21 protein-coding genes are annotated in these 24,273 nt (G+C 46.8%); 10 read left to right on the forward strand and 11 right to left on the reverse strand.

The window, feature by feature from the left end:
* Positions 1-33: 33 nt before the first annotated feature.
* The 3 genes from BP97_RS0105475 to BP97_RS0105485 form a co-directional block, all read right to left on the reverse strand.
* Positions 34-1,590 (reverse strand): extracellular solute-binding protein, encoded by a 1,557-nt coding sequence (locus BP97_RS0105475; protein WP_028548185.1) that lies wholly within the window; start codon positions 1,588-1,590, stop codon positions 34-36.
* Between the two features lie 109 nt (positions 1,591-1,699).
* Entirely contained in the window at positions 1,700-2,659 is a 960-nt protein-coding gene (locus BP97_RS0105480; protein WP_028548186.1) for a Gfo/Idh/MocA family protein, read from the reverse strand.
* Between the two features lie 38 nt (positions 2,660-2,697).
* Positions 2,698-3,885 (reverse strand): hypothetical protein, encoded by a 1,188-nt coding sequence (locus tag BP97_RS0105485; protein ID WP_028548187.1) that lies wholly within the window; start codon positions 3,883-3,885, stop codon positions 2,698-2,700.
* 297 nt (positions 3,886-4,182) lie between these two features.
* Between BP97_RS0105485 and BP97_RS0105490 the strand changes: the two genes are divergently transcribed.
* From BP97_RS0105490 to BP97_RS0105530, 8 genes are all read left to right on the forward strand, one after another.
* Complete coding sequence (locus BP97_RS0105490) at positions 4,183-4,458, forward strand: hypothetical protein (RefSeq protein ID WP_028548188.1); 276 nt, start codon at positions 4,183-4,185, stop codon at positions 4,456-4,458.
* Positions 4,459-4,713: 255 nt separating this feature from the next.
* Positions 4,714-5,706 carry a ubiquinol oxidase subunit II gene (gene cyoA / locus BP97_RS35420; protein ID WP_051620384.1) on the forward strand — a complete coding sequence of 331 codons (993 nt, stop codon included), beginning with the start codon at positions 4,714-4,716 and terminating at the stop codon, positions 5,704-5,706.
* A gap of 24 nt (positions 5,707-5,730) precedes the next feature.
* Entirely contained in the window at positions 5,731-7,704 is a 1,974-nt protein-coding gene (locus BP97_RS0105500) for a cbb3-type cytochrome c oxidase subunit I (protein WP_028548189.1), read from the forward strand.
* Positions 7,704-8,318 (forward strand): cytochrome o ubiquinol oxidase subunit III, encoded by a 615-nt coding sequence (gene cyoC, locus BP97_RS0105505; RefSeq protein WP_028548190.1) that lies wholly within the window; start codon positions 7,704-7,706, stop codon positions 8,316-8,318. The genes BP97_RS0105500 and cyoC overlap by 1 nt, the downstream gene beginning before the upstream one ends.
* 1 nt (position 8,319) lies before the next feature.
* On the forward strand, positions 8,320-8,646 hold the full coding sequence (gene cyoD / locus BP97_RS0105510) for a cytochrome o ubiquinol oxidase subunit IV (RefSeq protein ID WP_028548191.1): 327 nt from the start codon (positions 8,320-8,322) through the stop codon (positions 8,644-8,646).
* 161 nt (positions 8,647-8,807) lie between these two features.
* Positions 8,808-9,848 (forward strand): copper amine oxidase N-terminal domain-containing protein, encoded by a 1,041-nt coding sequence (locus BP97_RS0105520; RefSeq protein ID WP_028548192.1) that lies wholly within the window; start codon positions 8,808-8,810, stop codon positions 9,846-9,848.
* 244 nt (positions 9,849-10,092) lie between these two features.
* Positions 10,093-11,250 carry a sporulation protein YhbH gene (yhbH, locus tag BP97_RS0105525; RefSeq protein ID WP_028548193.1) on the forward strand — a complete coding sequence of 386 codons (1,158 nt, stop codon included), beginning with the start codon at positions 10,093-10,095 and terminating at the stop codon, positions 11,248-11,250.
* Complete coding sequence (locus tag BP97_RS0105530) at positions 11,247-12,677, forward strand: SpoVR family protein (RefSeq protein ID WP_028548194.1); 1,431 nt, start codon at positions 11,247-11,249, stop codon at positions 12,675-12,677. Before yhbH ends, BP97_RS0105530 begins: the two co-directional genes overlap by 4 nt.
* Positions 12,678-12,897: 220 nt before the next feature.
* Here the strand turns inward: BP97_RS0105530 and BP97_RS0105535 are convergent, their stop codons facing one another.
* Positions 12,898-13,830, reverse strand: a complete 933-nt coding sequence (locus BP97_RS0105535) for a manganese-dependent inorganic pyrophosphatase (protein WP_028548195.1) — start codon at positions 13,828-13,830, stop codon at positions 12,898-12,900.
* A 402-nt stretch (positions 13,831-14,232) separates the two neighbouring features.
* On the opposite strand from BP97_RS0105535, the gene glsA reads away from it, so the two are divergent.
* Both glsA and BP97_RS0105545 read left to right on the forward strand, forming a co-directional pair.
* Positions 14,233-15,171 (forward strand): glutaminase A, encoded by a 939-nt coding sequence (gene glsA, locus BP97_RS0105540; protein WP_028548196.1) that lies wholly within the window; start codon positions 14,233-14,235, stop codon positions 15,169-15,171.
* A gap of 228 nt (positions 15,172-15,399) precedes the next feature.
* Complete coding sequence (locus BP97_RS0105545) at positions 15,400-16,563, forward strand: acyltransferase (RefSeq protein ID WP_028548197.1); 1,164 nt, start codon at positions 15,400-15,402, stop codon at positions 16,561-16,563.
* Between the two features lie 119 nt (positions 16,564-16,682).
* Here the strand turns inward: BP97_RS0105545 and BP97_RS0105550 are convergent, their stop codons facing one another.
* From BP97_RS0105550 to BP97_RS40925, 7 genes are all read right to left on the reverse strand, one after another.
* Positions 16,683-17,261 (reverse strand): LOG family protein, encoded by a 579-nt coding sequence (locus BP97_RS0105550; protein WP_028548198.1) that lies wholly within the window; start codon positions 17,259-17,261, stop codon positions 16,683-16,685.
* 211 nt (positions 17,262-17,472) lie between these two features.
* The gene (locus BP97_RS0105555; protein WP_231506217.1) at positions 17,473-18,813 is read right to left on the reverse strand and encodes a jacalin-like lectin; all 1,341 of its coding nucleotides are present in this window, start codon (positions 18,811-18,813) and stop codon (positions 17,473-17,475) included.
* Between the two features lie 299 nt (positions 18,814-19,112).
* Positions 19,113-20,786, reverse strand: a complete 1,674-nt coding sequence (locus BP97_RS0105560) for a type 2 periplasmic-binding domain-containing protein (RefSeq protein ID WP_028548200.1) — start codon at positions 20,784-20,786, stop codon at positions 19,113-19,115.
* Positions 20,787-20,867: 81 nt separating this feature from the next.
* Entirely contained in the window at positions 20,868-21,740 is an 873-nt protein-coding gene (locus BP97_RS0105565; protein ID WP_028548201.1) for a carbohydrate ABC transporter permease, read from the reverse strand.
* A gap of 23 nt (positions 21,741-21,763) precedes the next feature.
* Positions 21,764-22,729, reverse strand: coding sequence for an ABC transporter permease (locus BP97_RS0105570; protein WP_036745498.1), 966 nt, complete (start codon positions 22,727-22,729; stop codon positions 21,764-21,766).
* A gap of 94 nt (positions 22,730-22,823) precedes the next feature.
* Entirely contained in the window at positions 22,824-23,993 is a 1,170-nt protein-coding gene (locus BP97_RS0105575) for a glycoside hydrolase family 88/105 protein (protein ID WP_028548203.1), read from the reverse strand.
* Between the two features lie 6 nt (positions 23,994-23,999).
* On the reverse strand, positions 24,000-24,257 hold the full coding sequence (locus tag BP97_RS40925) for a hypothetical protein (RefSeq protein WP_028548204.1): 258 nt from the start codon (positions 24,255-24,257) through the stop codon (positions 24,000-24,002).
* Between the last annotated feature and the right edge of the window lie 16 nt (positions 24,258-24,273).

Genomic DNA, 24,273 nt, shown 5'->3' on the forward strand with positions numbered 1-24,273 from the left:
ACACGAATCGCGGCGGCACCAGTGATCTCTTCCTTATGGTTTGTACAGATTGACGATTCCTTCTCGCCGGTTAAATCGTTCCGTTGCTTCCTTAATGATTTCATCGCCGCCTTGCTGCCTGTACTCCTCGATCACCTTAGGCCAATCGCTGATGGGCTCTTTGCCGTATATCATCTTGATGATATGATCCATAATGAATCGCGGCGCACCATCCTGCGTCATTGGGGCAAGGTCCGGATATTTGGCAAAAGAAATCAAGTCCGGATTAAATCCGATCCCCGGAAGCCCCTCTTTCATGACAATATGGTCCAAAGCATACAGCGTATCTCTGCCGTTCTGATCAAGTGCAAGCCGCATCCGGTTGGCTGTGGCGTCATGAGCTCCCCATAATGTGCCGCTGCGCCAGCCCTCTTCTTCAATGGCATCCTTTGTTTGAGGAAGCTTATAGCTGATTTTGCCGTCCTTCACCGTATAAGTGTCCCCTTCAATGCCAAAAGTGAAAAAGGTCTCCGCCTCCAGCGTCTGCATCCAATCAAAAAACTGCACGATTCGTGCTGCCGTCTCCATTTTGACGTTCTTGTTAATATAAAAAGCCGAAATAACCGGGGTATAGTAAAAATATCCCCCTCTGCCTTCCCGACCTTTCGGTGATGGGATAATATCTACTTTAGCCGAGGGGAGCATCTGCTTGATCGATGTACGAAAATCAATCAGTCCTATAGCATTAGAGGACCAAATCCCCGCTTTGCCCGAACGAATGAACCTCAAAAAGTCTGTCGATGAAATCGTCGCAAAATCATTGGCGACTAATCCCTCATCCAGCATCGACTTATATGTCAGGAGCGCTTTCTCCATATGATCCACATCGAAAAATTTAGGTACAACCTGTCCGTTGACCACTTCAAATTGATCGCGGTACGGCAGCACATCGTACGCACCTAGAATAAGGTCGGCGTATTTCAAATTTTCCCTCATTAAATAAGGATGCTCGACCCCCATGTTCTTAAAGGCCCTCAGCACATCCAGAAACTCCTCTACCGTCTGCGGCGGCTTTAAGCCCGCCTGCTCCAGCAGGTCCGTCCGGATAAAGGTCGCTCTTCTAGACGGATTCGTCAAATATGTTGGAATACCGTACGTTTTTCCGTTATAGGATACTGCTTCCCACGCATCCCTCGGGACGTTCTTCAGCAGATTAGGAGCATACTGCTTCAACAAATCGTCGAGCGGCATAAAGACGCCTGCTTCCACTGAACCTGACATTGTTGTACTGGTAGGCGTTCCATTGCTTCCGACAACGTCCGGAATGCTGTTGCCTGCAAACAGGACAGGCAGCTTAGATTCCTCTATCACTCTGACTTCAAGTGAAGTGTTAGTCAGTTCTCCTAGTTTCAACACCCACTTATCCTGGCTCAGATTGCTAATCCTTGAATAGTAACCGCTGCTCGAGGTCGTTGTGTAGGAGATGGAAAATTTCGTGGGCTTGCTCTCATCGACTACAGGCTGTTTTGCAGCTTTATCATCCTGGAAACAACCGACAGTACTAACGGCTGTAAGAGCTAAAGTCAGAAATGTGCCGATGGTTCTTTTCATACGAGTCCCTTCATTGACTGTATTAGATAAGAAGGAATGCAAAAGGGCCGACCACAGGTTCATCACCTGAAGTACAGCCCCTCTGTCATAAGTTATCCGGGAGCAGACGCTAGTTAGGGTACTTAATCTCTAGTTTCCGACCTTCAGCGTTCGCTAATTTCGCATAGTGCACCAATACTTGGGTTTTCAAATAGTCGGCTCCGCACGTCTCCGAATCGCGCTGTTCCTTAAGTGACGCCAGAAACTCAGCTAATGTATCGGAAGTATCTACACCACTGTAATCGCTAATTTGCTCCTCAACGCCATCCTTAATAACTCTAATGACTTGATTCTCATATTGGATCGTGCCTTCGGTTCCCTCGATCCTCCAATTACCGTGCCATGGAGTTTGATTTCCTCTGGAGGCGATAGAGGCGTTGTAGCTCACCTTGATGCCGCCTTCCATTTCCAGCAAAGCATTGGTGTTAATAATTGCACCTTCTTCGTCCCAGCCGCCTATTGGGTTGTACATGTCCGCATAGACCGTTTTTCCTTCAACGCCGGTAAAGTAGCGAATCATATCAAAATGATGGACGCCGATATCGTCGAGCAGGCTGACCGTGTACTTCCGCTGTACATGGTGGTATCTATAAAACGCGATATCGATTGCGGAAATACGTCCGATTGCACCAGCATCCAGAAGCTGCTTCAATTTGCGGACGGCTGCGTTGCGGCGGTAGTTTTCGGCTATCATGAAGGGGATATTCTCCTTAACCGCACGCTTCACCACTTCAATTGATTCCTCATAATCAAACGATATCGGCTTCTCGCACAGGACAGGCAGTTTTCTGTCAAAAGCTGCGTTGTTAACAATCGTATGCGCCATAGGAGAGGTTACATTGACCACAAAGTCAAGCTGCTCCTTCTCCAATGCCTCAGCAAGCGACGTGTAGAACGGAAAATGATCGTCCCCCATCTTCTCTTTCATCGAAGCATCGGTCTCAACCACTGCCGCCAATAACCCTTTATCCCTCAATCTCTTGTACCATGAAAAACCTGCGCTCCCCAACCCAACCAAAAGTGCCTTCATCGTCATTCTCCCCTCATATGGCTTCTCGCCATGAAATATTATGAATTGTAATTGAATCCGTAACGTTGAGCTGCGCTTTCGTAAAGCCAATCTTTTGCAAGCTGGATCGCTGTTTCGTAATCAATCCATCCCGCTTCGATCTGATTATATAAAAATTCACCCATCAGCTTCTTAATGAGCAATATTTTTCCGTAGCACCATTCAATGTTCCGCGCGTCCGAGACAATAAGCGAGCTCTTGATTCCAGGAAGCGCCTCCATGCGGTACTGCATAATGTCACGGTAAGTACTTGCGCGGAAGTTAAACCACCACATACCTCCAACATGCACGTTCGGATAGTTCCATGCCGCTTGTACGACATCCAGATTGTTGATCTCGGAAGCGACCACCAGCTCGAATTGAATACGATAACGGGCAAACAATCCGGAGAGCTTAAGAATCCGCTGCGGGTCGTTTACCGGTACGGCCGTGTCGCACCATGAGCGCTCAACGCCAAGGAACAGCTGCAGGAACATGCCGTTTTGCTCTAATGTCTCACATAGAGTATGAAGGAGCAGCATCATGACCTGGTCGCGTGTTGCCGCATCTAACGGATACTCTTCATTGGACTTGGCGTCATATGCCGGAAGCGTGGTCATAATGCCCGGGCAGCCCCACCCCTTGAACGTGGTTAGCAGCTCACGAATCGCCTTCTTCACTTCTTCAAAGGTTTGTTCCCGATTTTCCGCTTGATGAATTTGTTTCGTCCAGTCGAACAGCCTGCCGTCGATCCGCGGAATAAGGATAGCATCCCGATTCATATTGCTGCACTTCGCATGATCCGGCATATTCGTTACGAAAGCGCGAACACTTAGCTTGTCTGCCACTTCCTGAGCCCAGCCTGGTCTTGCGTTGGACGCGCGAACCGCAGCATCGGCCTCACGGATCGACTGAGCGTCACGGATTTCAATGCCGTACAAATTTTTGAATATATGTGTGAATACCCAATTCATCAGCGTATTGCGGGACCCTTTATAAGCGGCCAAAAAAGCTTCAATACGCTCTTCCTCCGGTAAATCCATTGCATTATCCGGATATCCTGCTGCCTGCATTTCTCGGTTCAGCCAAAAGTAATGCGCGATCTCCCAAAAATCTTGAGCGCTAAGCTGCTGCCCCACCAAATGGGTGTGTGTATCCAAAACGTCAAACCCCATTATCTCTTCTATGAACTCTTTTTGATTCAACATGAGTTTGTTGTTCCCTTCTTTCATTGAAAATAAGGTTCTTCTCAACATCATACTACTTGTACTCAACCGCTTCCATGGCTTTACTTAGACTATAAGTTGTGATTTTTTATGATTTAGTTGTCATAAACAAATACTCCCTGATTTATTTTTCGAGGGAACGGTTATTATAACCTATAGTCCCTTCACCCAAATTTGTCTGAATTTCGATCAAAAATTGAACATTCCTTGAACAAACCTTTCTTTTTGTGCTATACTGATATTAAGAAAACACTTACAAAGGAAACGGAAGTGACCATTATGACTACGAAAACAGCAGCAGTTAGCAGCGTACGTCACAATGTAAAGGATGTACAACGTCTGGTCAATTGGATGACGGCTGCAGCTTGGGGCATTCTTGGCATTGGTCTTTTATTATGCTTATTTAATTTGCAGCACTTTAGCGATCGCAACACATCATTAATGGTGGGTGTCGGCTTCTTGGTGGGCAGTGTTCACATTTATGTTATTCGTACCGCCATTCATCTTGTTCATTCTCGTATGCTGGATGCAGAGAATGACAAAATTCAACAATAGACCACTGTTAAGTTAAAAGTTTTTACATTAAACCCTTTTAAGAGCGATCTTAAAGGGGTTTTTGTTTGCCAAAAATTAATAATCATCTTTTTCGTGAACTTTATATTACAGAAAAAAGACGAAACCTTGACGTATTTGTTAACAGCGGCGAAAAATCGTTTAATATCTGTTATCTTAAGAAATAGCTAAGAACGTTCCACATTTCACAATCTGCTTCATCCGAGCGTTCGGAGAAACTTAAGGAGATGATATTACATGCGACTAACGAAAAAGGCTGCTCGGATTGTTGCTCCGCTGATCTTTTTGACCATGCTGGTGCTCCTCTCGGGTTGCGAATCCATCATGGTCATGAATCCAAAGGGACCCATCGCCGCTGGACAAAAAGATCTCATTATTACCGCATCGATCTTGTGCGGAATCGTTCTGGTCCCTGTACTTATATTGACCGCATATATCGTATGGCGGTATCGTGACAAACCAGACAACAAAGCTTCCTATAAACCGAACTGGTCGCACAGCACTATGATGGAGGTAGTATGGTGGGGAATTCCTATCATTATTATCATCCTGTTAGCCGCTGTTACGGCACGCGACACTTATGCTTTAGAGCCTTCCAAGCCAATCGTTTCAGAGAAAAAGGCGATCACGATTCAAGCTACCTCTCTGGACTGGAAATGGCTCTTCACATATCCTGAGCAAGGCATCGCTACAGTTAATTACATTGAAATTCCTGAAGACACACCGATTAAGTTCGAGCTTACTTCGGATGCTCCGATGAACTCGTTCTGGATTCCTCAACTGGGTGGACAAATGTATACGATGTCCGGTATGGCTATGACCTTGTTCCTGCAAGCCGATGAGCAAGGCGTTTACTACGGAACGGGAGCGAATTTCAGCGGCAAGCACTTTACCGATATGAAATTCCAGGTACACGCTACATCGGATGAAGGATTTAATAATTGGGTAAAAGAAGTCAAACAAACCTCGTCTCCGTTGACGATGGACGGCTACAATCAATTGGCAACTCCAGGTACAGGAACGAAGCAATTCTTCTCCTCCTTCCCAGACGGATTGTTCAATAAAATCGTTACGAAATATGCGGTAGGCGGAAGCAGCCATGCTCACCATGGTTCAACAAGCAATACTTCTGCCAAGCAGGAGCAGCCTAAAGCGACTGATCCTACGCAAAACATGGATCATAGCAAAATGAAGCAAGAAACAACGACGAATCCACATGCTGGACATTAAACACTATCGAAAGGAGGCACTCACATGCTGGATACAATAAAAGATTTTGCATCCTGGTTTTTTGTAACAGGCGATCCGATGATTCTAGGGGCTCAAGTCAGTATTGCGCTCGCTATGGTTGCCATCGTGTTCGTGCTCACCTATTTTAAAAAGTGGACTTGGCTATGGCGCGAATGGCTGACGACCGTTGACCATAAACGTATCGGTATCATGTACATTCTTTGTTCCATTCTTATGCTGTTCCGCGGCGGCGTGGACGCTCTTCTCATGCGTCTTCAGCTTGCCATGCCTGATATGAAATTCCTAGAGCCTGAACATTACAATCAGATCTTTACGACACACGGTGTCATCATGATTCTGTTCATGGCCATGCCGCTCATGTTCGGTCTGTTCAATATCGTCGTACCTCTTCAATTAGGAGCTCGCGACGTTGCCTATCCTTTCTTGAACTCCTTGAGCTTCTGGATGTTCTTCTGGGGCGCTATGCTGTTCAACGTCTCCTTCGTTATCGGCGGTTCGCCGGATGCGGGCTGGCTTGCGTACCCACCGCTATCCGAGTTGTCGCATAGCCCGGGTGTCGGACAGAACTTCTATATTTGGGGTATCCAAATCTCCGGTATCGGGAGCTTGGCGACCGGGATTAACTTTATCGTGACAATCCTGAAAATGCGTGCGCCAGGCATGAAGCTGATGCAAATGCCGATGTTCACCTGGTCCGTATTTTCAAGCTGCATTATGATTATTTTCGCTTTCCCTATCTTAACCATTACATTGGCTTTATTATTCTTAGATCGCTATCTCGGGGCTCACTTCTTTACGCTTGACGGCGGCGGTAACCCAATGATGTACATTAACTTGATTTGGATGTGGGGACATCCGGAGGTATACATTGTCGTCGTACCGGCGTTCGGTATATTCTCGGAAATCGTTGCTACGTTCTCCAAGAAAAAGCTGTTTGGATATAAATCCATGGTTTTTGCCATGATTATTATTAGCGTGCTCTCGTTCTTTACCTGGGTGCATCACTTCTTCACCATGGGTTCGGGTGCCGACGTTAACGTATTCTTCGCCATAACGACGATGGCCATCGCAATCCCGACCGGGGTTAAAATATTTAACTGGCTGTTCACGATGTTCAGAGGCCGGGTATCGTATCCGACGCCAATGCTGTGGACAGTAGCCTTCATTCCATGTTTCGTTATCGGGGGGATGACAGGGGTTCTGCTCTCCGTAGCACCTGCAGACTTCCAGTTCCATAACAGCTACTTCCTGATCGCTCACTTCCACCAAGTATTGATCGGTGGCGTCGTGTTCGGTTACTTCGCAGGGCTGTACTACTGGTGGCCAAAAATGTTCGGCTTCAAGCTGAACGAACATTTGGGCAAATGGGCTTTCTGGTTCTGGAATATCGGTTTCTATGTATGTTTCATGCCTCAATATTTCTTGGGTCTGGACGGTATGACTCGCCGTACGACCGTTTACGATTTCGATATGGGCTGGGGCCCGCTTAACATGATTTCAACCGTCGGCGGTTTCTTGATGGGGATCGCGTTCATTTTCCAAGTATGGCAAATTGCTTACAGCATCAAGCATCACGAGCGTGACGTAACAGGCGACCCATGGAACGGCCGTACGCTGGAATGGTCCATTCCGTCACCTGCACCTATGTATAACTTTGCAGTTGAACCGCATGTTCACGAAGTGGATGATTGGTGGGAGCAAAAGCAAAAACGCGCGCAAGGCATCAAACCGGAGCCTACGCCGCCGCTTGAACCGATTCATATGCCAAAAAACTCTGCAATTCCTTTCATCAAATCGACGCTTTGGTTCTTTGCCGGATTCGGCTTTGTATGGGGCTGGCTGTGGTTGGCTATCCCAGCGACAATCGGTATACTCATCTGCATGCTGGCGCGTTCGTTCTCTTATGATACGGACTACTATATTCCGGTAGATGAAATTAAGCAGACGGAAGCTGCGTTAAGGGGGGCGAAGGTCTAATGGCACATGCGGCAGCGCATAACGAGCATGACCATCATGAGCACGGACATCATGATCAGGAGTCGCTCAAAACGTTTGGTTTCTGGATTTTCCTGATTACGGACTGTATCCTATTCGGTACTTTATTCGCTACCTATATCGTTCTTCACGGCAATACCAACGGCGGACCGACAGCTAAAGAGCTGTTCGAAATGCCCGGCATTATCGCTGAGACATTCATCCTGCTAACAAGTAGTTTTACAAGTGGTCTGGCAGTACTAGCCATGCACAAAGGAAACAAAAACCAGCTGATCGGCTGGCTGGCCGTAACAGCACTACTCGGCGCTTCCTTCGTGGCGCTTGAGGTTACTGAGTTCTTGACCATGATCAATCATGAAGGTGCAACTATTGCAACTAGCGGTTTCCTATCTGCATTCTTTACACTCGTCGGTACGCACGGACTTCACGTATCGCTCGGTTTATGCTGGATGATCGGACTCATGCTCCAGCTAAAAAAACACGGTATTACGCCGGTTACCAAACGTAAAGTCAATGTTATCAGCTTGTACTGGCATTTTCTTGACGTCGTATGGATTTTCGTCTTCACGGTCGTTTATTTGATGGGGGTGATGTAAGATGAGTCAATCCAATTCACACGACACGCATTCCGAATCACACGGATCGTTGAAATCTTATGTCATTGGCTTTTTCCTGTCAATTGTGCTGACGATTATTCCACTAGTCGTCATCCTGAACCATATGTTCAGTGAAGGCGCTAGAATCGTGATCATTCTGGCTATGGCTATTCTGCAATTCGCCGTTCAGCTCGTGTTCTTCATGCATTTGAAAGAAGGAGAAAACGCACGCTGGAACATGATGGCCCTTGTTCTTGGTCTTATCATCCTGTTGACGATTGTTGCAGGCTCCATCTGGATTATGACCTACAACCAAGTTGCACATTAATTATTGTGAATGAATAATAGACAAAGAGGCTATCCTTTGAATAATCAAGGGGTAGCCTTTTTTCTTTTAATTTGGTGCAACATTTTGGATATCTTGCCCGTCTATGGTATTGTAATTGAATTTGTTACATTCGGAGAACAGACAAAAAGGAGAACTAGACTATGAACAAAGTAATGAAAAAAGGAATCGCTCTTATGGCACTTTCCATGGTACTGGGTGGTGGAGCCGCTTATGCAGCGCCAAATATTACACCTCAAGCAGATAACGTGAAACCAATTGCCGCTCCTATTGCTTTGGAGCAAATCAAAGTGACTGTTAATGGCGAAGCTGCTTCCCTCAATGGATATCGAAAAACAGGCGACCAGGAAGCTATGCTGCCGCTGCGTACTATTGCTGAATCTTTAGGTTTCACTTTGACTTGGAAACAAGAGGACTCCTCGGTTGACCTAAGCAAAGGCCCTCAGTGGACCAATGTTAAAACCGGCGCCGACAGCTATAGTGTCAATAAGATGCTCAAAACACTCGGAACCGCACCTGAACTGATGAACAATACAATGTATGTTCCGGCATCCTTTTTCCAAGAGATCCTGAACGTGTCTATTACTAAAGAAGGCAATTCCGTTGCCGTATCCGCAGTTGAACAGAAGAAAACCGTCCTAACCCAAGGAGTTATTACAGCTATACGTGATGTAGAAGGTCATAAGTCCGTACAAATTAACGGCGTGGGCACAGAAGGAGTAGTGCTCAATGTATCTGATGAGACTACATACCAGACGGCTGACGGCACTGCGCTTACTTTCGCAGATCTTACATTGGGTCAAAAAGTCGAAGCTGAGCATTCGCTCGTCGCTACAATGAGCTTGCCGCCGCAAACTCCGACTTATAAAATTACCGTTCTTGAAGGCTCTGATAAAAAAGGCATCTTGGGAACAGCCGGCGCTATTGAGGATGTTCGTACTGGCGATAACGGAGCAACCAGCCTGCGGATTAAAGGCACAGGTTTGACAGAGCAATCCCAACAAGAGATCGTTCTGCAGTTGACCGAGCAAACTACCATCGTCAATATGAAAGGCGAAGCCGTGGACAAAAGCACACTGGCTAAGGGCACTAAAGTCATCGGATTCTACGATGCCATGATGACCAAAAGCTTGCCGCCAATCGGGAAGGCTTGGAAAATCGTCGTTCAGCCTGCTGCTGAATAATAAACATTTTTTATGAAAGAGTCTATTCCTCCTGTAGATTATTCTACTTGCAGGGATAGGCTCTTTTTTATATCCCTTATATCAAAATTCCACTCCATCTTTTAAAAAATAGGCCCTTGTCCCCCTCACATATCCCCCTCCTACTTGAATATATTTAGTAACAAGCACTTTTTTCCCTTATTGTCTTGTCAACCGTCCGTTTCATTATATGCATGAAACCAACCCATTTCAGGAGGTGTCCGACATGACAGAACCATTATTTACCGTTTCCCGAGAGGATTGGTCTCTGCACCGCAAAGGGTATCAGGACCAGACCCGACATCAGCAAAAAGTACGTGAAGCGATTAAGCAGAACCTGCCTGACCTTGTTACGGATGAGAGCATCGTTATGTCTGACGGTAAGCATATCATTAAAGTACCGATTCGCAGCTTGGACGAATACCGTTTTCGTTACAACTATAATAAAAGCAAACACGTGGGCCAAGGCGACGGCGAGAGCCAGGTTGGCGACGTGCTGGGCGTAGACCCTACTCCTTCACAAGGACCGGGCAAGGGAGAAGGCGCGGGCGATCAGCCCGGAGACGACTACTACGATGCCGAGGTACAGCTTGAAGAGCTGCAATCGATGCTGTTCGAAGAGCTGGAGCTCCCTAATTTGCAGCAAAAAGAAAAAGACAACATTATGACGAAAGACATCATTTTCAACGATATTCGTAAAAAAGGGATTATGTCCAACATCGATAAAAAACGGACAATTCTCGAAAATCTTCGCCGAAACGCGGGTGCAGGCATCCCCGGTATTCACGGCATTAGCCCAGACGATCTGCGCTTCAAAACTTGGGAAGAAATTATCGTGCCCCAGTCCAATGCTCTAATCATCGCTATGATGGACACTTCAGGCTCCATGGGCTCGTTTGAGAAATATATCGCACGAAGCTTCTTCTTTTGGATGACCCGTTTTTTACGCACGAAATACGAGCATGTTGAGATTGTTTTTATCGCGCATCATACGGAAGCCAAGGAAGTGACAGAGGAGGAATTCTTCACCAAAGGCGAGAGCGGCGGCACGATCTGCTCATCGGCTTACCAGTTGGCAGTGGATTTAATCGACCGGCGCTATTCTCCGGCGCGTTATAACATATATCCGTTTCATTTCTCCGATGGAGATAACCTGACCTCGGACAATGAACGCTGTGTTAAGCTGATTAACGAACTTGTCAAACGCTCCAACATGTTCGGGTACGGGGAGGTCAACCAATACAACCGCAGCAGCACGCTGATGTCTGCCTACCGTAACGTCCATGATCCAAAATTCGTACACTACGTCATTCGCGAAAAAGGCGAGGTTTATAAAGCGCTACGAACCTTTTTTCCTAAAGCCGAGGGGAGGGTCGCACGATGAACGCCGATGATATCAAGCAGCTGGAATACGCTATTGCGGAAATTACGGAAATTGCCTCCGGGTTCGGCCTAGATTATTATTCGATGCGCTATGAAATATGTCCGGCAGACATCATCTACACTTTCGGTGCTTATGGTATGCCTACCCGCTTCAGTCATTGGAGCTTCGGTAAAACGTTCCATAAAATGAAGATGCAGTACGACTTCGGCTTAAGCAAAATTTACGAGCTCGTCATCAACTCCGATCCCTGCTACGCTTTCTTGCTCGATGGCAACTCACTTATTCAAAATAAGCTGATCGTCGCTCACGTGTTAGCCCACTGCGACTTTTTCAAGAATAATGCCCGTTTCTCCAAAACGAACCGCAACATGGTCGAAAGCATGTCCGCCACGGCGGAGCGCGTCAGACAGTATGAAATCCTCTACGGAACCGATGAGGTGGAGAAATTTATCGATGCTGTGCTTGCCATTCAGGAGCATGTCGATCCATTGATATCAACGCCTTATGATGCGTCCCGATACGGCAGAAATAATGAAAAAACGCATAAAAAAGAAGATATCATAGAACGCAAGTTAGGCTACGAAGACCTATGGGATCTGGATTCCGCACCATCACGCTCAGCAGCTAAAGATGACTCTCCACAAAAATTTCCGGCTAAACCGGAAAAAGATATCATGCTGTTTATCGAGGAGCACGGTCCTTACCTCACGGATTGGCAGCGCGACATCATGACAATGCTGCGTGACGAGATGCTGTACTTCTGGCCGCAGCTGGAAACGAAGATCATGAACGAAGGCTGGGCTTCTTATTGGCATCAACGCATTCTCCGCGAGATGGATCTGACCGAAGATGAAACGATCGAATTCGCCAAGCTGAACTCCTCTGTCGTCATTCCATCCAGACACAGCTTGAACCCCTACTACTTAGGGTTGAAAATATTCGAGGACATCGAGAAGCGCTGGGATAATCCGACGGAAGAGGAGCAAGAACGTTTCGGACGCCAGAAGGGTCAAGGACGAAGAAAAATATTCGACGTCCGAGAATACGACTCTGATCTCTCCTTTATCCGTAACTATTTAACCAAGCAGCTTGTCGACGAGATGGACCTGTATATTTTCGAGAAGAAAGGACCCGAGTGGAAAATTACCGATAAAACTTGGGCCCACATCCGGGATCAGCTCGTCTATTCCCGTGTCAACGGCGGTTTCCCCTACATTGTGGTCGAAAACGGAGACTTTGAGAAAAATGGAGAGCTTTACTTGAAGCACTCCTACGAAGGCGTAGAGCTCGACCTGAAATATGTGGAGCGCACACTCCCCTATATTCAGAAGCTTTGGGGCAAGACCGTCCATCTGGAGACGACCGTAGAGTCTAAACCGGTGCTGTTCACCTATGATGGGAAGAAGCATAATCGGAAGTTTTTGTAATGGAGGAAAAGAAAAACCGGTCGAGAGCCTATCTCGCCGGTTTTGTTGTGTTATACCAAACGGAACAATTTGTTTAGAGGTATTTGCAAATCGAAATCTTCACTCTTCCCAGGTTAGCCAATCTTGAAATTAGCGATTTATTTTGCTGGAGTGATAGCTATCTGCTCGCAAAAAAAAGCTGCTCTCAACATGTGAGAACAGCCTTCTCATTTCTTTCAAATTATTGCTTGTTGAAAATATCGGTCAAAACCGGTACGATCTGCGATTTACGGGATACAACGCCCTTTAATACCGCTTTGTTAGCGGACAAAGTCACGTTGTAAGCTTGCTCTACAGCGTTAGCTTTGCTGCCCAGTGCCACACCAACGGAATCGTTGTTCAAGATGTCCGTAACTACGAACAAGAACAGATCCAAGCCTTTGTCAGCGATGATAGTGGAAAGAGCTGCTTCCAGCTCCGCTTGGCGAGACAGAACGTCGTTTACGTCCACAGCGTTCACTTGAGCGATTTCTACTTTGCTGCCGCCCATTTGGAACTCTTTAGAGTCAAGGGAGATTAGTTGAGCAATCGTTTTGTCGCTCAAGTCCGCTCCAGCTTTCAGCATAGCCAGACCATAAGTTTCAAGCTCCACACCTGCGATTTCAGCCAATTCACGAGCTGCTGCCACGTCTTGAGCCGTGCAAGTTGGGGATTTCAACAGGAGAGTATCGGAAATGATAGCGGAAAGCATCAAACCTGCGATCTCTTTTGGAACAGGAACATTATTTTCTTTAAACAATTTATTCAAAATAGTTGTAGTGCAGCCTACTGGCTCCGCACGATAGTACAACGGATTGCTAGTTTCAAAGTTTGCGATACGGTGATGGTCGATAACTTCGGTAACACGTACTTTATCGATGTCGCTTACGCTTTGTTGACGCTCGTTGTGGTCTACCAAAATAACGTCATTCACTTCGTTAGCCACAGTCTCAACCAAGCGTGGTGCGCTTACTTTAAAATAATCCAATACAAATTGGGTTTCGCCGCTTATGTTACCCAAACGAACCGGCTCTACGTTAGCACCTAATTTCGTTTTCAAATCAGCATAAGCAATAGCAGAGCAAATCGTGTCCGTATCCGGATTTTTGTGACCAAAAATAAGTGTTTTTTCCATTATCTTACTCCTTAATCATATTTTTTGCTTAGAAAATTATATCATAGAATGATATCCGTATCTAGATTACAACCTTTAATCCTCCTTATTCCAATGAATTTACAGTGAATAGAATCAATTTCATAAAAAAGCCTTCGATTTGCTAGAGCAGCAAACTCGAAGGCTCTTGTTTTAATAGGTAGGGTCCCACCCGTCGATTCCGGCCAGCACTAACAGCTGCCGTCTGTGATGAGCTTAGCTGCCCTGTCCAAGTGGCTTTGGAAGTGGCGCTTAGAGGCGACCAATCTTTTGGCAAGCTGTCCCGAGCTAAAAAAGTGTTTGAATTCATAGGTCTACAACAAGGGATGAATGACATCCATGTCGAAAAAGATAAGAAAAAGGACTTGAGTGGAGGAATGAATTATGGTTTCCGAATGGAACCGATTAAATATAGAGCTTCCCGGCTGGGTAGAAGAAAGCCGTAAGCAAGCGTCTCAAGGTAAAGTAGCAGATTACATCCCGGAGCTCGCTCATGCACCCTGGGATGCATTGGGGATTACCATCATGGATGGAGCATCCGGGATCGTCAAGGCTGGGGACCATGAACTGCCGTTTACACTGCAAAGTATCTCCAAAGTATTTACACTGCTGCTCGCTTTAATGGATAAGGGAGAACATGGCGTATTTGCCAAAGTGGGCATGGAACCAACCGGGGATAATTTCAATTCGATGCTGAAGCTGGAGCTCGTCGATCCGGGTATTCCCTTTAACCCGCTAATTAATGCCGGGGCGATAACGGTATCGTCCCTCATTGACGGAGACACGCCCGCTCAGAAAACCGAGCGCATATTGTCCTTCTTCCGTGAGCTGGCAGGGGACAACTCGCTTACTTACAATGATGCCGTTTTTCGTTCAGAAACGGCGACGGCGCATCGCAATCGGTCGTTAGCTTACTTTCTCAAGGCTAACGGAGTGCTGGATGCCGATGTCGAAGAGGTGCTCGAGGTATATTTCAAGCACTGTTCCGTCGAAGTGAACTGCTTGCACCTAGCCCGTATGGCGCTGGTGCTGGCTCATGACGGTACAGATCCGCAAACAGGCCGCCAGCTTGTACCTCGCCGCTATGTCCAGATTGCCAAATCGTTCATGCTAACCTGCGGCATGTACAACGAATCCGGTGCCTTCGCCATCCGTGTCGGGCTGCCAGCCAAGAGCGGCGTGGCCGGCGGTATTCTCGCTTTGGTCCCCGGACAATACGGCATCGGCGTTGTCGGTCCTGCGTTGAACTCCAAAGGAAATAGCACCGCAGGCGTTCACTTGCTTGAGACGCTTTCGACGGCTTTTGACTGGAGCATTTTCTAACAATTAGTGTATTTCTATGCACCAAGGGCTTATCCGTGAAGGATAAGCCCTTTTTATATATGGAGCTAGCTGCTAATTTTCATATATTCGTAAAATGGTTTTCAGCTAATCTTAAGTCTAAGGTAATAATAAATTCATATTAACCTCCTATACTTGGTTCTTGTAAACAAGATCAAGGAGGAGATCGTCCATGGGGTAGCGAAACCAGCAGTCGCTGGAAAGGAACAGTTGAATATTATCTATATCGTTCGGGCCTTAGCCATACTTGGCGTCATCTTTGTTCATGTCACTTCAATTCCAATCGGTGAAATCGTCGATAAAAGCACACCGATGTTTTTCTACTTTAATTTTTTGAATGTGTTCAACAAATTCGGTACGCCTACCTTTATATTTCTTAGCGCACTTGTCCTGTTTTACAGTTATTTCGACCGTCCTTTGAACGGGAAATTAATCGCACGGTTTTATCAGCGGCGGTTCTTATATATTTTGACGCCTTACCTTATTTTCTCCGCTTTTTATTATGTCATACAAGTGTATTATTCGTTCGGAGAAACGTGGGAGCAATTTTTCCAGCATGCATCCTTCAGCGATTTTTTTATGATGGTTCTCTATGGCAAAACCTTTTATCATCTGTACTTTGTGTTCATCAGCACGCAGCTGTATATCTTGTTCCCAGTTCTGCTGTGGTTTCTGCAGCGTTATCAACGAGTTACCAAGCATTTGATCTGGATCGGCTTCGTTCTGCAATGGGTCTTCGTACTTTACAATCACTTCAGCCTGCACTATGCGGATAAAGGCCAGCTCGCCATCAGCTATATTTCATACTATTTGATGGGCGCCTTCTGCGGCATTTACTATCCGGTGTTTAAGGATTGGATGCTTGTAACGTGGAGCAAACTATTCTCCGTGAAAGCTCTCCTCTGGATTCCGCTCTGGACCTTGTGGATTGCCTCCAGCTTCGGTGATGTCAACCTGTGGTACCAAACGCGTGTCAACGATTTCAGTGCCAATTCCTTGCTGTATGAATGTTACTGGTTTTTCCATACGTTCACATCACCGCTGATTTTGCTGCAGATCTCTTACTTTTTGTATCGCACTTTGAACACCAAAATCATCAATACGATTATTCATCTCGGTGTCACTTCTTTCGGAGTGTACATCATTCATGCGGCTGTGCTCTTCTATTATTTCCGACTTCCGGTCAGCTACACGCCAGCAACTTACTATTTGTACATTGCCTCGGGTTATGCCGTCACCCTACTCATCTCATGGGGAATAGTCGGTTTGGCGCAAAAATATGTTAAAAGCTCCTGGATGCTTTTCGGCTCCAAGCCTAAAGTGCTGCCTTACATCAAATCCCGCTCCGCGGCCCATAGACAAACTGCGGCATGATGACTTGCTCGGATAAGAAATGAAAAAAGGACCCTCTCGCAACCCATTGGCGAGTTTAAGGGTCCTTTAATGTATCTCACTTCGGAAATTAATTCCATCCGGCAACTGGGTGGTTGAGCTTAAGTCAATTCAACCCATTTCTTCCCCTGCTTCACGGGGACATAATGGATAAGCCGCTCCACGAGGAGCTCAGGATCAGACTCGACAACAAGGAGCCCGAGATTCTCCTCACGCATAAAGCCTTCCCTAACCGTATGCTCCAGCATGGCGATGAGGGGATCATAAAATCCTCTTACGTTGAGCAAGCCGATCGGCTTCTTATGAATTCCGATTTGTGACCAGCAAGCAGCTTCGAACAGCTCCTCATAGGTACCAAGACCGCCTGGCATACTGATGAACGCATCAGATAAGTCAGCCATCAGCTTCTTCCGCTCATGCATCGATCCTACTTCATGGAACTCAGATAACCCAGTGTGGGCTATTTCACCGCGGAACAAACCACTTGGCATAACCCCTATCGCTTGTCTTCCCATGGAAAGAACTTTATCCGCAACGCGGCCCATCAAGCCAACGCTGGCTCCGCCATAGACCAAATCGATGCCTCGAGAAACAAGCGCCTCTCCCAGTCTGATAGCTGCATCCTCATAGTCGGAATGGTTCCCCGGATTGGAACCGGAAAATACGCAAATACGTTGAATATTGTTCATCATGACCTCCTGCAAACCCATTTATAACCTAAAAAACGGTCAATTTTTAGATTATACCAAAAAAATGGCCTGCCGAGCATCCTACTATGTAGATATTTCATAACGCTGTAGAAATGGAATGATTGAATCAGAAAGCAATCCTTCAGTACAACGATGCATTGGGGGATGCTTCTTTTTTTGTAACCTTTTCAATGTACTGTATTTATGGCGTAAGCTGCTTATAGATAGCACCGATACGATCAAGCTCTGCTTCTGCCTTGCCGAAAAAGCCCGCAATATACCAGCCGTCTTGGGCTTTGAAAGTGGTAATTGAAGTCGTCTTGGTTCCCCCTGAAAGGATATTGCCCTTGTTCGTCTTGATTTCCAAATAGAAGATCCGGTCCTCGCCGTTTCGTTGTGCCTTGTGTGCAGTAACTTCCTTAATATACTCGTCGCTAGCAAGCTGCAAAGACTGATAACCGCTAGAGCTGGTGCCGCCTACAGATAAAGCCGTTCCATTCCCAAACGTTAATTTCAATCCATCAACACGGCTTCCTGAGCTTAACTCCACCTTAGTTATTTTCGATTGAGCAGGAAGGTGCTCCAACTGATTGAAAGCAATACCGCCTGATCCTCCGAACGGACTGCTTACAGATACATTAGAAGCTACAGTGTACTGAAACTTGGTGGAAACAGGATAATGGTCCGAAAGCTGGTTGCCGCTGCTGTCCGTAAATTTAGTGTCCTCCAGCTTATAGGAGGTTGCCTGCAATTGAACGATGCTGTTGCTGCGGTACAATATTTTATCCACCACTTCATAGTTAGGTCCGTTAAGCTGACTCGCATCCATGAGAGCATCACCATCCGGTGGAATGCTGCCATTGCGCACCAGTTCGATCCAAGCGTCTTTCAAATTGTTCTCGGCCAGCAGCTCCTCCATCACATCACCGCTGCGAGTATACCGGCAGTTCGTATCGCCCATTACAATGACTGCATTACCATCCGAGTAGGTTTTGATGTATTCTTTAAGCTGACGGATATTGTCACGACGAGCATCCATTGAACCGCTGTCCGTCCCCGCATCGGCATGCAATGTATACACATCCACATTCACACCAGGCTCAAGCTGATGTCTCGCCACATCAAAGCCTTTAGGCGTCAATTGATCGCTTCCGTTATCGAACAGACCGTAAGATTTATTCCATTTGGTACGGATAAAATCGGTAAAAGGATATTTGGACATTCGGTTGAGCCCGCTCCCGATTCCGGCAAGTCCGCTTGTAGTGGAAAGATACGGCAGTGTAACATATTTAATGAGGTCATTATGGTAATTGAAGTCTTCCTGTACTACGACGATATCGTAATCGTTGATTAACGGGCTGATTTTTTGGGTATTGGCAGCCGGGCTTCCGCTGGAGACCAAATCAGGCAGCCCAGCTACATTTAAGGACAGCACCGAAAACGATTTGGGAGCAGTCTGCTCTGCAAAGGAAACGCTTCCAAATAAAGATCCGATCGATAGCATAATGGCCAAAGAACAGCTTAACTTTTTAAACCTGTTCATCATCACAACTCTCCTTTAGGGGAATGGTTGTACTGCATGCTTTTTACTTTCTTCAGACAGCCATTGTAACTTGTCACGTTGACGACCTTACTGCACTGCGTACCTGTTTTTTGGGATAATCACCTCCTAATCTGCTAAAGCTTTGGACTTCAGTGAGGTACCCCCTTCTGGACGCCAGCTCTCCGTGGATCCCCCATCTACTTTTTCTAAACTCCGTTTTGCTTGCAAAAAGTACATACAAAAGAGAAGCCTATAACTTAAAGTAATAAGCTTCTCTTGATGTATCCTAGCTATAGGTTTTACTTAAACTGCTCCTTCTGCTGCTTGACGATATCCCATACGTCTTTAGCCAGGAACGCTTTGTCCTTGTTATCCGAATACCATTTGTTCATATAATCCTCAAGCTGCTTGCCGCCTGCTTTGTCCCAGGCCGCTTGAGCATCCTTAATAGCCTGCTCGGGCGAATACTTGCTTCCGCTGATGATCGCCTTCACATAAATATCGGTCATATCCTTCAACAGACTCGTATGAATCACATTGAGATCATTAGGGAACGGAGGCATGTGCTCACCGACCGTAATCCCAGGATACTGGCGCGATGGGTCCAGATACGTTTTTTGAGCTTCCTTATACAGTTCAAGCCCCGCCTTCTGCTCAGACACATCGGGATTGAACTGGTTAACAACAAAGCTGCATTTGTCCGTCGCCCGGGTAAGGAAGATTTCATAGTCACCGGCATAGCCGACTTCGTTTTTGGATTTGGCCGGGTCGATAATTTGCTGGCAACCGTTAGCCCCTTTTTTCCAATGGACATTCTCATCTCCAAATGTAATCTTGATGCCGGTTTCCGGCTTCATCATGAAGTCGAGGTAGCGCATCACAGCTTCAGGGTCCTTGGCCTTGGCATTGACGACCGTCGTCATTTGAACCGGATTATCGATGGCTCCCGTAAATTGACCAAATTGCGACTTCGGATAGGCCAGTGGCGCAACTTCCGCTCCCGGGGCATTTTTCTTGAGTGTAGCCATATCATTGATGGCAAAATCAAACCAGCTCACACTGGAGTTAATATAAATGCCAACCTTGCCATTCAAGAAATCCTGCTTTGCCTTCGCCCCGTCTTTATCATTAATGTAGTCCTTATCGATAATGCCGTCATCGTACAGATGCTTTTTGAAGGTCAGCGAAGCCAGCTCGTTATCCCATAGACGGATTACCTTTCCATCCTTGACTCCCCACGACATCTGACTCTTGGACATGGAATCGCCGAACATTTCGTTAAGCGCCGTTTCCGAGTATGTGCTGATATTCATACCGTAGGTATCTTTCTTGCCGTTGCCGTCCGGATCCTGATCGGCGAAAGCTTTAGCTACCGTCATCATTTCTTCAGCTGTCGTTGGCATTTGCAGGTTGAGCTTTTTCAACCAGTCCGTACGGATGAAGAACACATGCAGTGGAGAAGCTTCCTTCAGCTTACCGATTTCGTATAGCTTGCCGTCTGGCTTGGTGCCAGCTTTTTTCAACTGAGGGAACTGGGTCAATAGCTTCTGATATTCCGGCATGAACTTTAAGTAATCGTCCAGTGCGAGAAGCTGTTTCTGCTCATATACCCCGTTGCGGAACGGAGTATTGTATTCGTTAATGATGTCCGGAGCCGAGCCGGAAGCGAACAGAACGTTCAGTTTCTTGGTCGATTCACTGCGAAGAACCGGTACGTATTTGACATTGACAGGCCCGTTCTGGTTAATCCATTTGGTCCAGCGGTTCTCCTCATAAGAGCCTTCCGATGCCGGAACGGCCCCCCGATCGTACATTGTAACGGTTATGTCGCCCCGTTTGGCTGGAGCTTTGTCATCTGTTTTGCCGGATGCTGCAGGCGTACTTTCTTTCTTGTCGGTACATCCGGTCAGAGTTGTTCCCATAGCCAATACAGCCGCCAAGCCCATTCCCATCCATAGTTTCTTTTTGTTCATAACCCTTTCTCCTCCTTGATTTTGTTAGAGAGCTTTGGTAAGAGCATGCGGAAACGGTTTCGGTACAGCTTTCTCTTGCAGTTAACCTTTGACTGACCCCAGCATTACGCCTTTAACAAAATATTTTTGCAGGAACGGATACACCATCAGCATGGGAACGACCATAACGACGACCCCAACCGATTTGATCATTTCGTTCATCACCAGCTGCTGTTCGACGATATCCGTTGAAGCGGCCGCTAGGACATCGTTTTTTTGCAGCATGGCTTGGACAATGACCGTTAAATTTTGCATATCGCTTTTGTTGATGTACATTAGCACGTTCATGAACGCGTTCCAGTAGCCGACACCGTAAAATAGCGCCAGCGTAGCCAGCATGGGGAGCGACAGAGGCAAAATGATGCGGATGAGAAGCGTTGTTTCATTGCAGCCATCCATTTGAGCGGCTTCCTCCACTTCGTGGGGAATGTTCTCAAAATAGCTCCGCATCAGCAGCATATTATAGGTACTTATCAGTCCGGTAAGCCAGATGGACCAATAAGAATCTATCAACGAAAGACCCTTCACAACCAGATACGTGGGGATAATTCCCCCAGAGAACAGCATCGTGAACACCATCGCCAGGACCAAATATTTACGCCCGTACAAATAAGGACGAGATAACGGATAGGAGGCCAAAATGGTGCAAAGCATACTCAGCGCAACGCCGCCTAACGTAATCCATACGCTGTTGACAAAGGCTTTGAGGGCGGGCGTGGCGATGAAGAAAAACTTATATGCAGTGAGCTGAAAACCGACAGGCCAGAAGAAGACATGTCCTGATTCAACGGCTCCCCTTTCACTAAACGAGACCGCGATAATATGGATGAATGGCAGGATGCAGGTTAACGCTATGACCGTTAGAACCAAATAATTGAGGGCATAGAAGCCTTTTTCACCTGTTGTCGCTTTCATGCGATCCCTCCTTCACATTGTTTTTAGAACAGCGCTTGATCGAATTTGCGAGCAATCCAGTTCGCCAAAAGCACCAGCGTGAAGCTGACGATCGATTCAAACAGCCCCATAGCGGTTGTCAGACTGAACTGGGCTTGCTGAAGCCCGATTTTGTAAATATAGGTGCTGATCACCTCGGATACTCCGGCAACAGCAGAGTTTTGCAGGTTATATACTTGATCGAAGCCGACCTCCATCACACGCCCCATCGCCAGAATGAGCAGCAGAACGATGGTGTGGCGGATGCCAGGCAGCGTAATATGCCAAATTTGTCTCCATTTATTAGCTCCATCGATGCAGGCTGATTCATACAGCGAGGGATCGATGGTTGTAAGCGCCGCCAAGTAAATAATAGTGCTGAAGCCCATCTCCTTCCAAACACCCGACCCGACAAAGATAGAGATCCAGGAGAAGGAATCATAAAGGAATGTCTTTGGTTCAACGTCAAACAGCTTAAGCACTTTATTGACCGAGCCGTAATCGGTAGCAAACAAAGTCAGCACTATGCCTGAGACGATAACCCAGGAGAAGAAGTGGGGCAGATAGACGATCGTTTGGACCCATTTCTTAAACCACATTTTTCTTACTTCATTCAGAAGGATCGCCAGAGCAATCGGTACCGGGAAGCCAACCGCCAGATTCAAAAAGCTCAGCCAGAACGTATTCCATATAATTTGAACCGTATTAGCGGAGGAAAACAGCAGCTTGAAATGCTTTAACCCAACCCAAGGGCTGTGCAGAATACCATCGGCAAAATTATAGCTTTTGAAGGCAATGATGAGACCGCCCATCGGAATGTATTTAAATAGGATATAAAACGCAAAAACCGGAATCAGCATGATAAAAAGCGGGATATTCTGTTTCAGTTTTCTTCTTCGCTGCAGGAGGGGAGATCTGCGCGCTTCGTTTGTCGCGACGGAGCCGGGAGCTTCTCCAGTACTTGCTCTCATGACCGCTTCACTCCTCGTTTCTTGTTATAGTTCATTCTGTAATTTCATTATAAAAGGCTTTCGGCCAACAACCCTTAAAAAATGTTAGAGGAATCTATAATTTCATTGGATTGTTGTAAATATTCGGTAAATCTTCCTTAAGCCATTGCTTCAGCTTGGCAACCTCCGTTCCCGCCAGCATCATGATGCCTATCCCGTGATTATCGTTAGTCACTCTAAGCAGATCATACTTGTAGTAATCGGCAGTGAACGCATACCTCGATCCGCTGCAGACGCCGTGAACGTTGCCCTGCCGGTCGATGGCATGCCGTATCAGCCCATCCCAGGCTCTGAACGTCGCTTGGAGGAACTTGTCCTTCTCCCTTAACCATCCGAACCGGATGCCCCGGGCAAACGCATAAGCGAACATCCCTGTACACGATGCCTCCTGATAGGCATCCGCATCGTTCAGCACCTGATGCCACAAACCGCTGGCTGCCTGCAAAGCCGCATATCCTTCACACAGCTCGTTGAAAAAATCAACCAGCTCCGCCCGAGCCTCATGGTCATTAGGCAGCGCTTCCAAAACCTCCGTTAATGAAAAAAGCGTCCAGCCGTTGCCTCTTCCCCATGGAATTTTCGTTGGCATTCCGTATTTGAAATCATATACATGAGACATGATCTGCTGGTCAGGCATATATAAGTACTTGCGGAATAAAAGGAATTGACTAGCGGCCTCATCCAGCGCTTCACTGCAGCCGGTTATTCGGGCATACCGGCATAGAAATGGCGTGCTCATATTCAAGTCATCCGCCCACATCGTATTCTCGGAATATTCCCCTGTGCATTTCCTGTAAAAAGCGCCATCCTCCCTGCGCTCCAACTGATGGAGCATGAAATCGGCGATGCGCTCGGCTATTAGTCTAGGGTGCCAAGTCAGCCTGGTATCCTCCTCCGATGCATCAGGATCAGGAAATGATGCCCCCTCAAGCAGATCAGCATTGGTCGGCTCAGAATACACCCATCCTGCCTGACCTGAACGTTCCTCGAAAGGAGCCAGCACGTTCAGAATACGGACCTTCGCCTCATCGGCTCCGAGCTGGCAGCCGAAGCCTGCCGCAGTCTGCTTCGCCTGGATGAGTAAGCTGTTCCATCCTTTAACCAGCTGAAGATTCAGTACTACACGGGCATCCGGCTTAATCTCGTCTATCACATTAGAACGATAAAGCAATTCATTATTAAAAACCAAACGGATCGGTCCAAGACAGCGAATAACAATATCCAAGCTGCGCTATCCATCGCTCCAGACCTTTCCATAAGCATACGCATATGGACCGAGCTTCGCATCGGGAAATCTCTTACCCCAATTGAGATCGTACAAGCCCTCCTCCGTTTGCAAAATTCCGGATCTCGCAAACGCCCGAAAGGTAAACGGTACCGGCGGGTTCGCGCCGATATATCGATCGGTCAGCACTCCCAATATCCCCCGGTCGTCGTCTCCGAACCGGAACCGCATGCTCTCTTGTTCGTGAAAATACTCCGCAGTCATGATACTCTCTCCCTCC

The sequence above is a fragment of the Paenibacillus sp. UNC451MF genome, assembly GCF_000686845.1.
GTDB lineage: Bacteria > Bacillota > Bacilli > Paenibacillales > NBRC-103111 > Paenibacillus_S.

Excerpts from the sequence above, each read along its gene's own strand:
- BP97_RS0105475 (WP_028548185.1), bottom strand. The coding sequence starts at position 1,590 with ATGAAAAGAACCATCGGCACATTTCTGACTTTAGCTCTTACAGCCGTT.
- BP97_RS0105480 (WP_028548186.1), bottom strand. The coding sequence starts at position 2,659 with ATGAAGGCACTTTTGGTTGGGTTGGGGAGCGCAGGTTTTTCATGGTAC.
- BP97_RS0105485 (WP_028548187.1), bottom strand. The coding sequence starts at position 3,885 with ATGTTGAATCAAAAAGAGTTCATAGAAGAGATAATGGGGTTTGACGTT.
- BP97_RS0105490 (WP_028548188.1), top strand. The coding sequence starts at position 4,183 with ATGACTACGAAAACAGCAGCAGTTAGCAGCGTACGTCACAATGTAAAG.
- cyoA (WP_051620384.1), top strand. The coding sequence starts at position 4,714 with ATGCGACTAACGAAAAAGGCTGCTCGGATTGTTGCTCCGCTGATCTTT.
- BP97_RS0105500 (WP_028548189.1), top strand. The coding sequence starts at position 5,731 with ATGCTGGATACAATAAAAGATTTTGCATCCTGGTTTTTTGTAACAGGC.
- cyoC (WP_028548190.1), top strand. The coding sequence starts at position 7,704 with ATGGCACATGCGGCAGCGCATAACGAGCATGACCATCATGAGCACGGA.
- cyoD (WP_028548191.1), top strand. The coding sequence starts at position 8,320 with ATGAGTCAATCCAATTCACACGACACGCATTCCGAATCACACGGATCG.
- BP97_RS0105520 (WP_028548192.1), top strand. The coding sequence starts at position 8,808 with ATGAACAAAGTAATGAAAAAAGGAATCGCTCTTATGGCACTTTCCATG.
- yhbH (WP_028548193.1), top strand. The coding sequence starts at position 10,093 with ATGACAGAACCATTATTTACCGTTTCCCGAGAGGATTGGTCTCTGCAC.
- BP97_RS0105530 (WP_028548194.1), top strand. The coding sequence starts at position 11,247 with ATGAACGCCGATGATATCAAGCAGCTGGAATACGCTATTGCGGAAATT.
- BP97_RS0105535 (WP_028548195.1), bottom strand. The coding sequence starts at position 13,830 with ATGGAAAAAACACTTATTTTTGGTCACAAAAATCCGGATACGGACACG.
- glsA (WP_028548196.1), top strand. The coding sequence starts at position 14,233 with ATGGTTTCCGAATGGAACCGATTAAATATAGAGCTTCCCGGCTGGGTA.
- BP97_RS0105555 (WP_231506217.1), bottom strand. The coding sequence starts at position 18,813 with ATGAACAGGTTTAAAAAGTTAAGCTGTTCTTTGGCCATTATGCTATCG.
- BP97_RS0105560 (WP_028548200.1), bottom strand. The coding sequence starts at position 20,786 with ATGAACAAAAAGAAACTATGGATGGGAATGGGCTTGGCGGCTGTATTG.
- BP97_RS0105565 (WP_028548201.1), bottom strand. The coding sequence starts at position 21,740 with ATGAAAGCGACAACAGGTGAAAAAGGCTTCTATGCCCTCAATTATTTG.
- BP97_RS0105570 (WP_036745498.1), bottom strand. The coding sequence starts at position 22,729 with ATGAGAGCAAGTACTGGAGAAGCTCCCGGCTCCGTCGCGACAAACGAA.
- BP97_RS40925 (WP_028548204.1), bottom strand. The coding sequence starts at position 24,257 with ATGACTGCGGAGTATTTTCACGAACAAGAGAGCATGCGGTTCCGGTTC.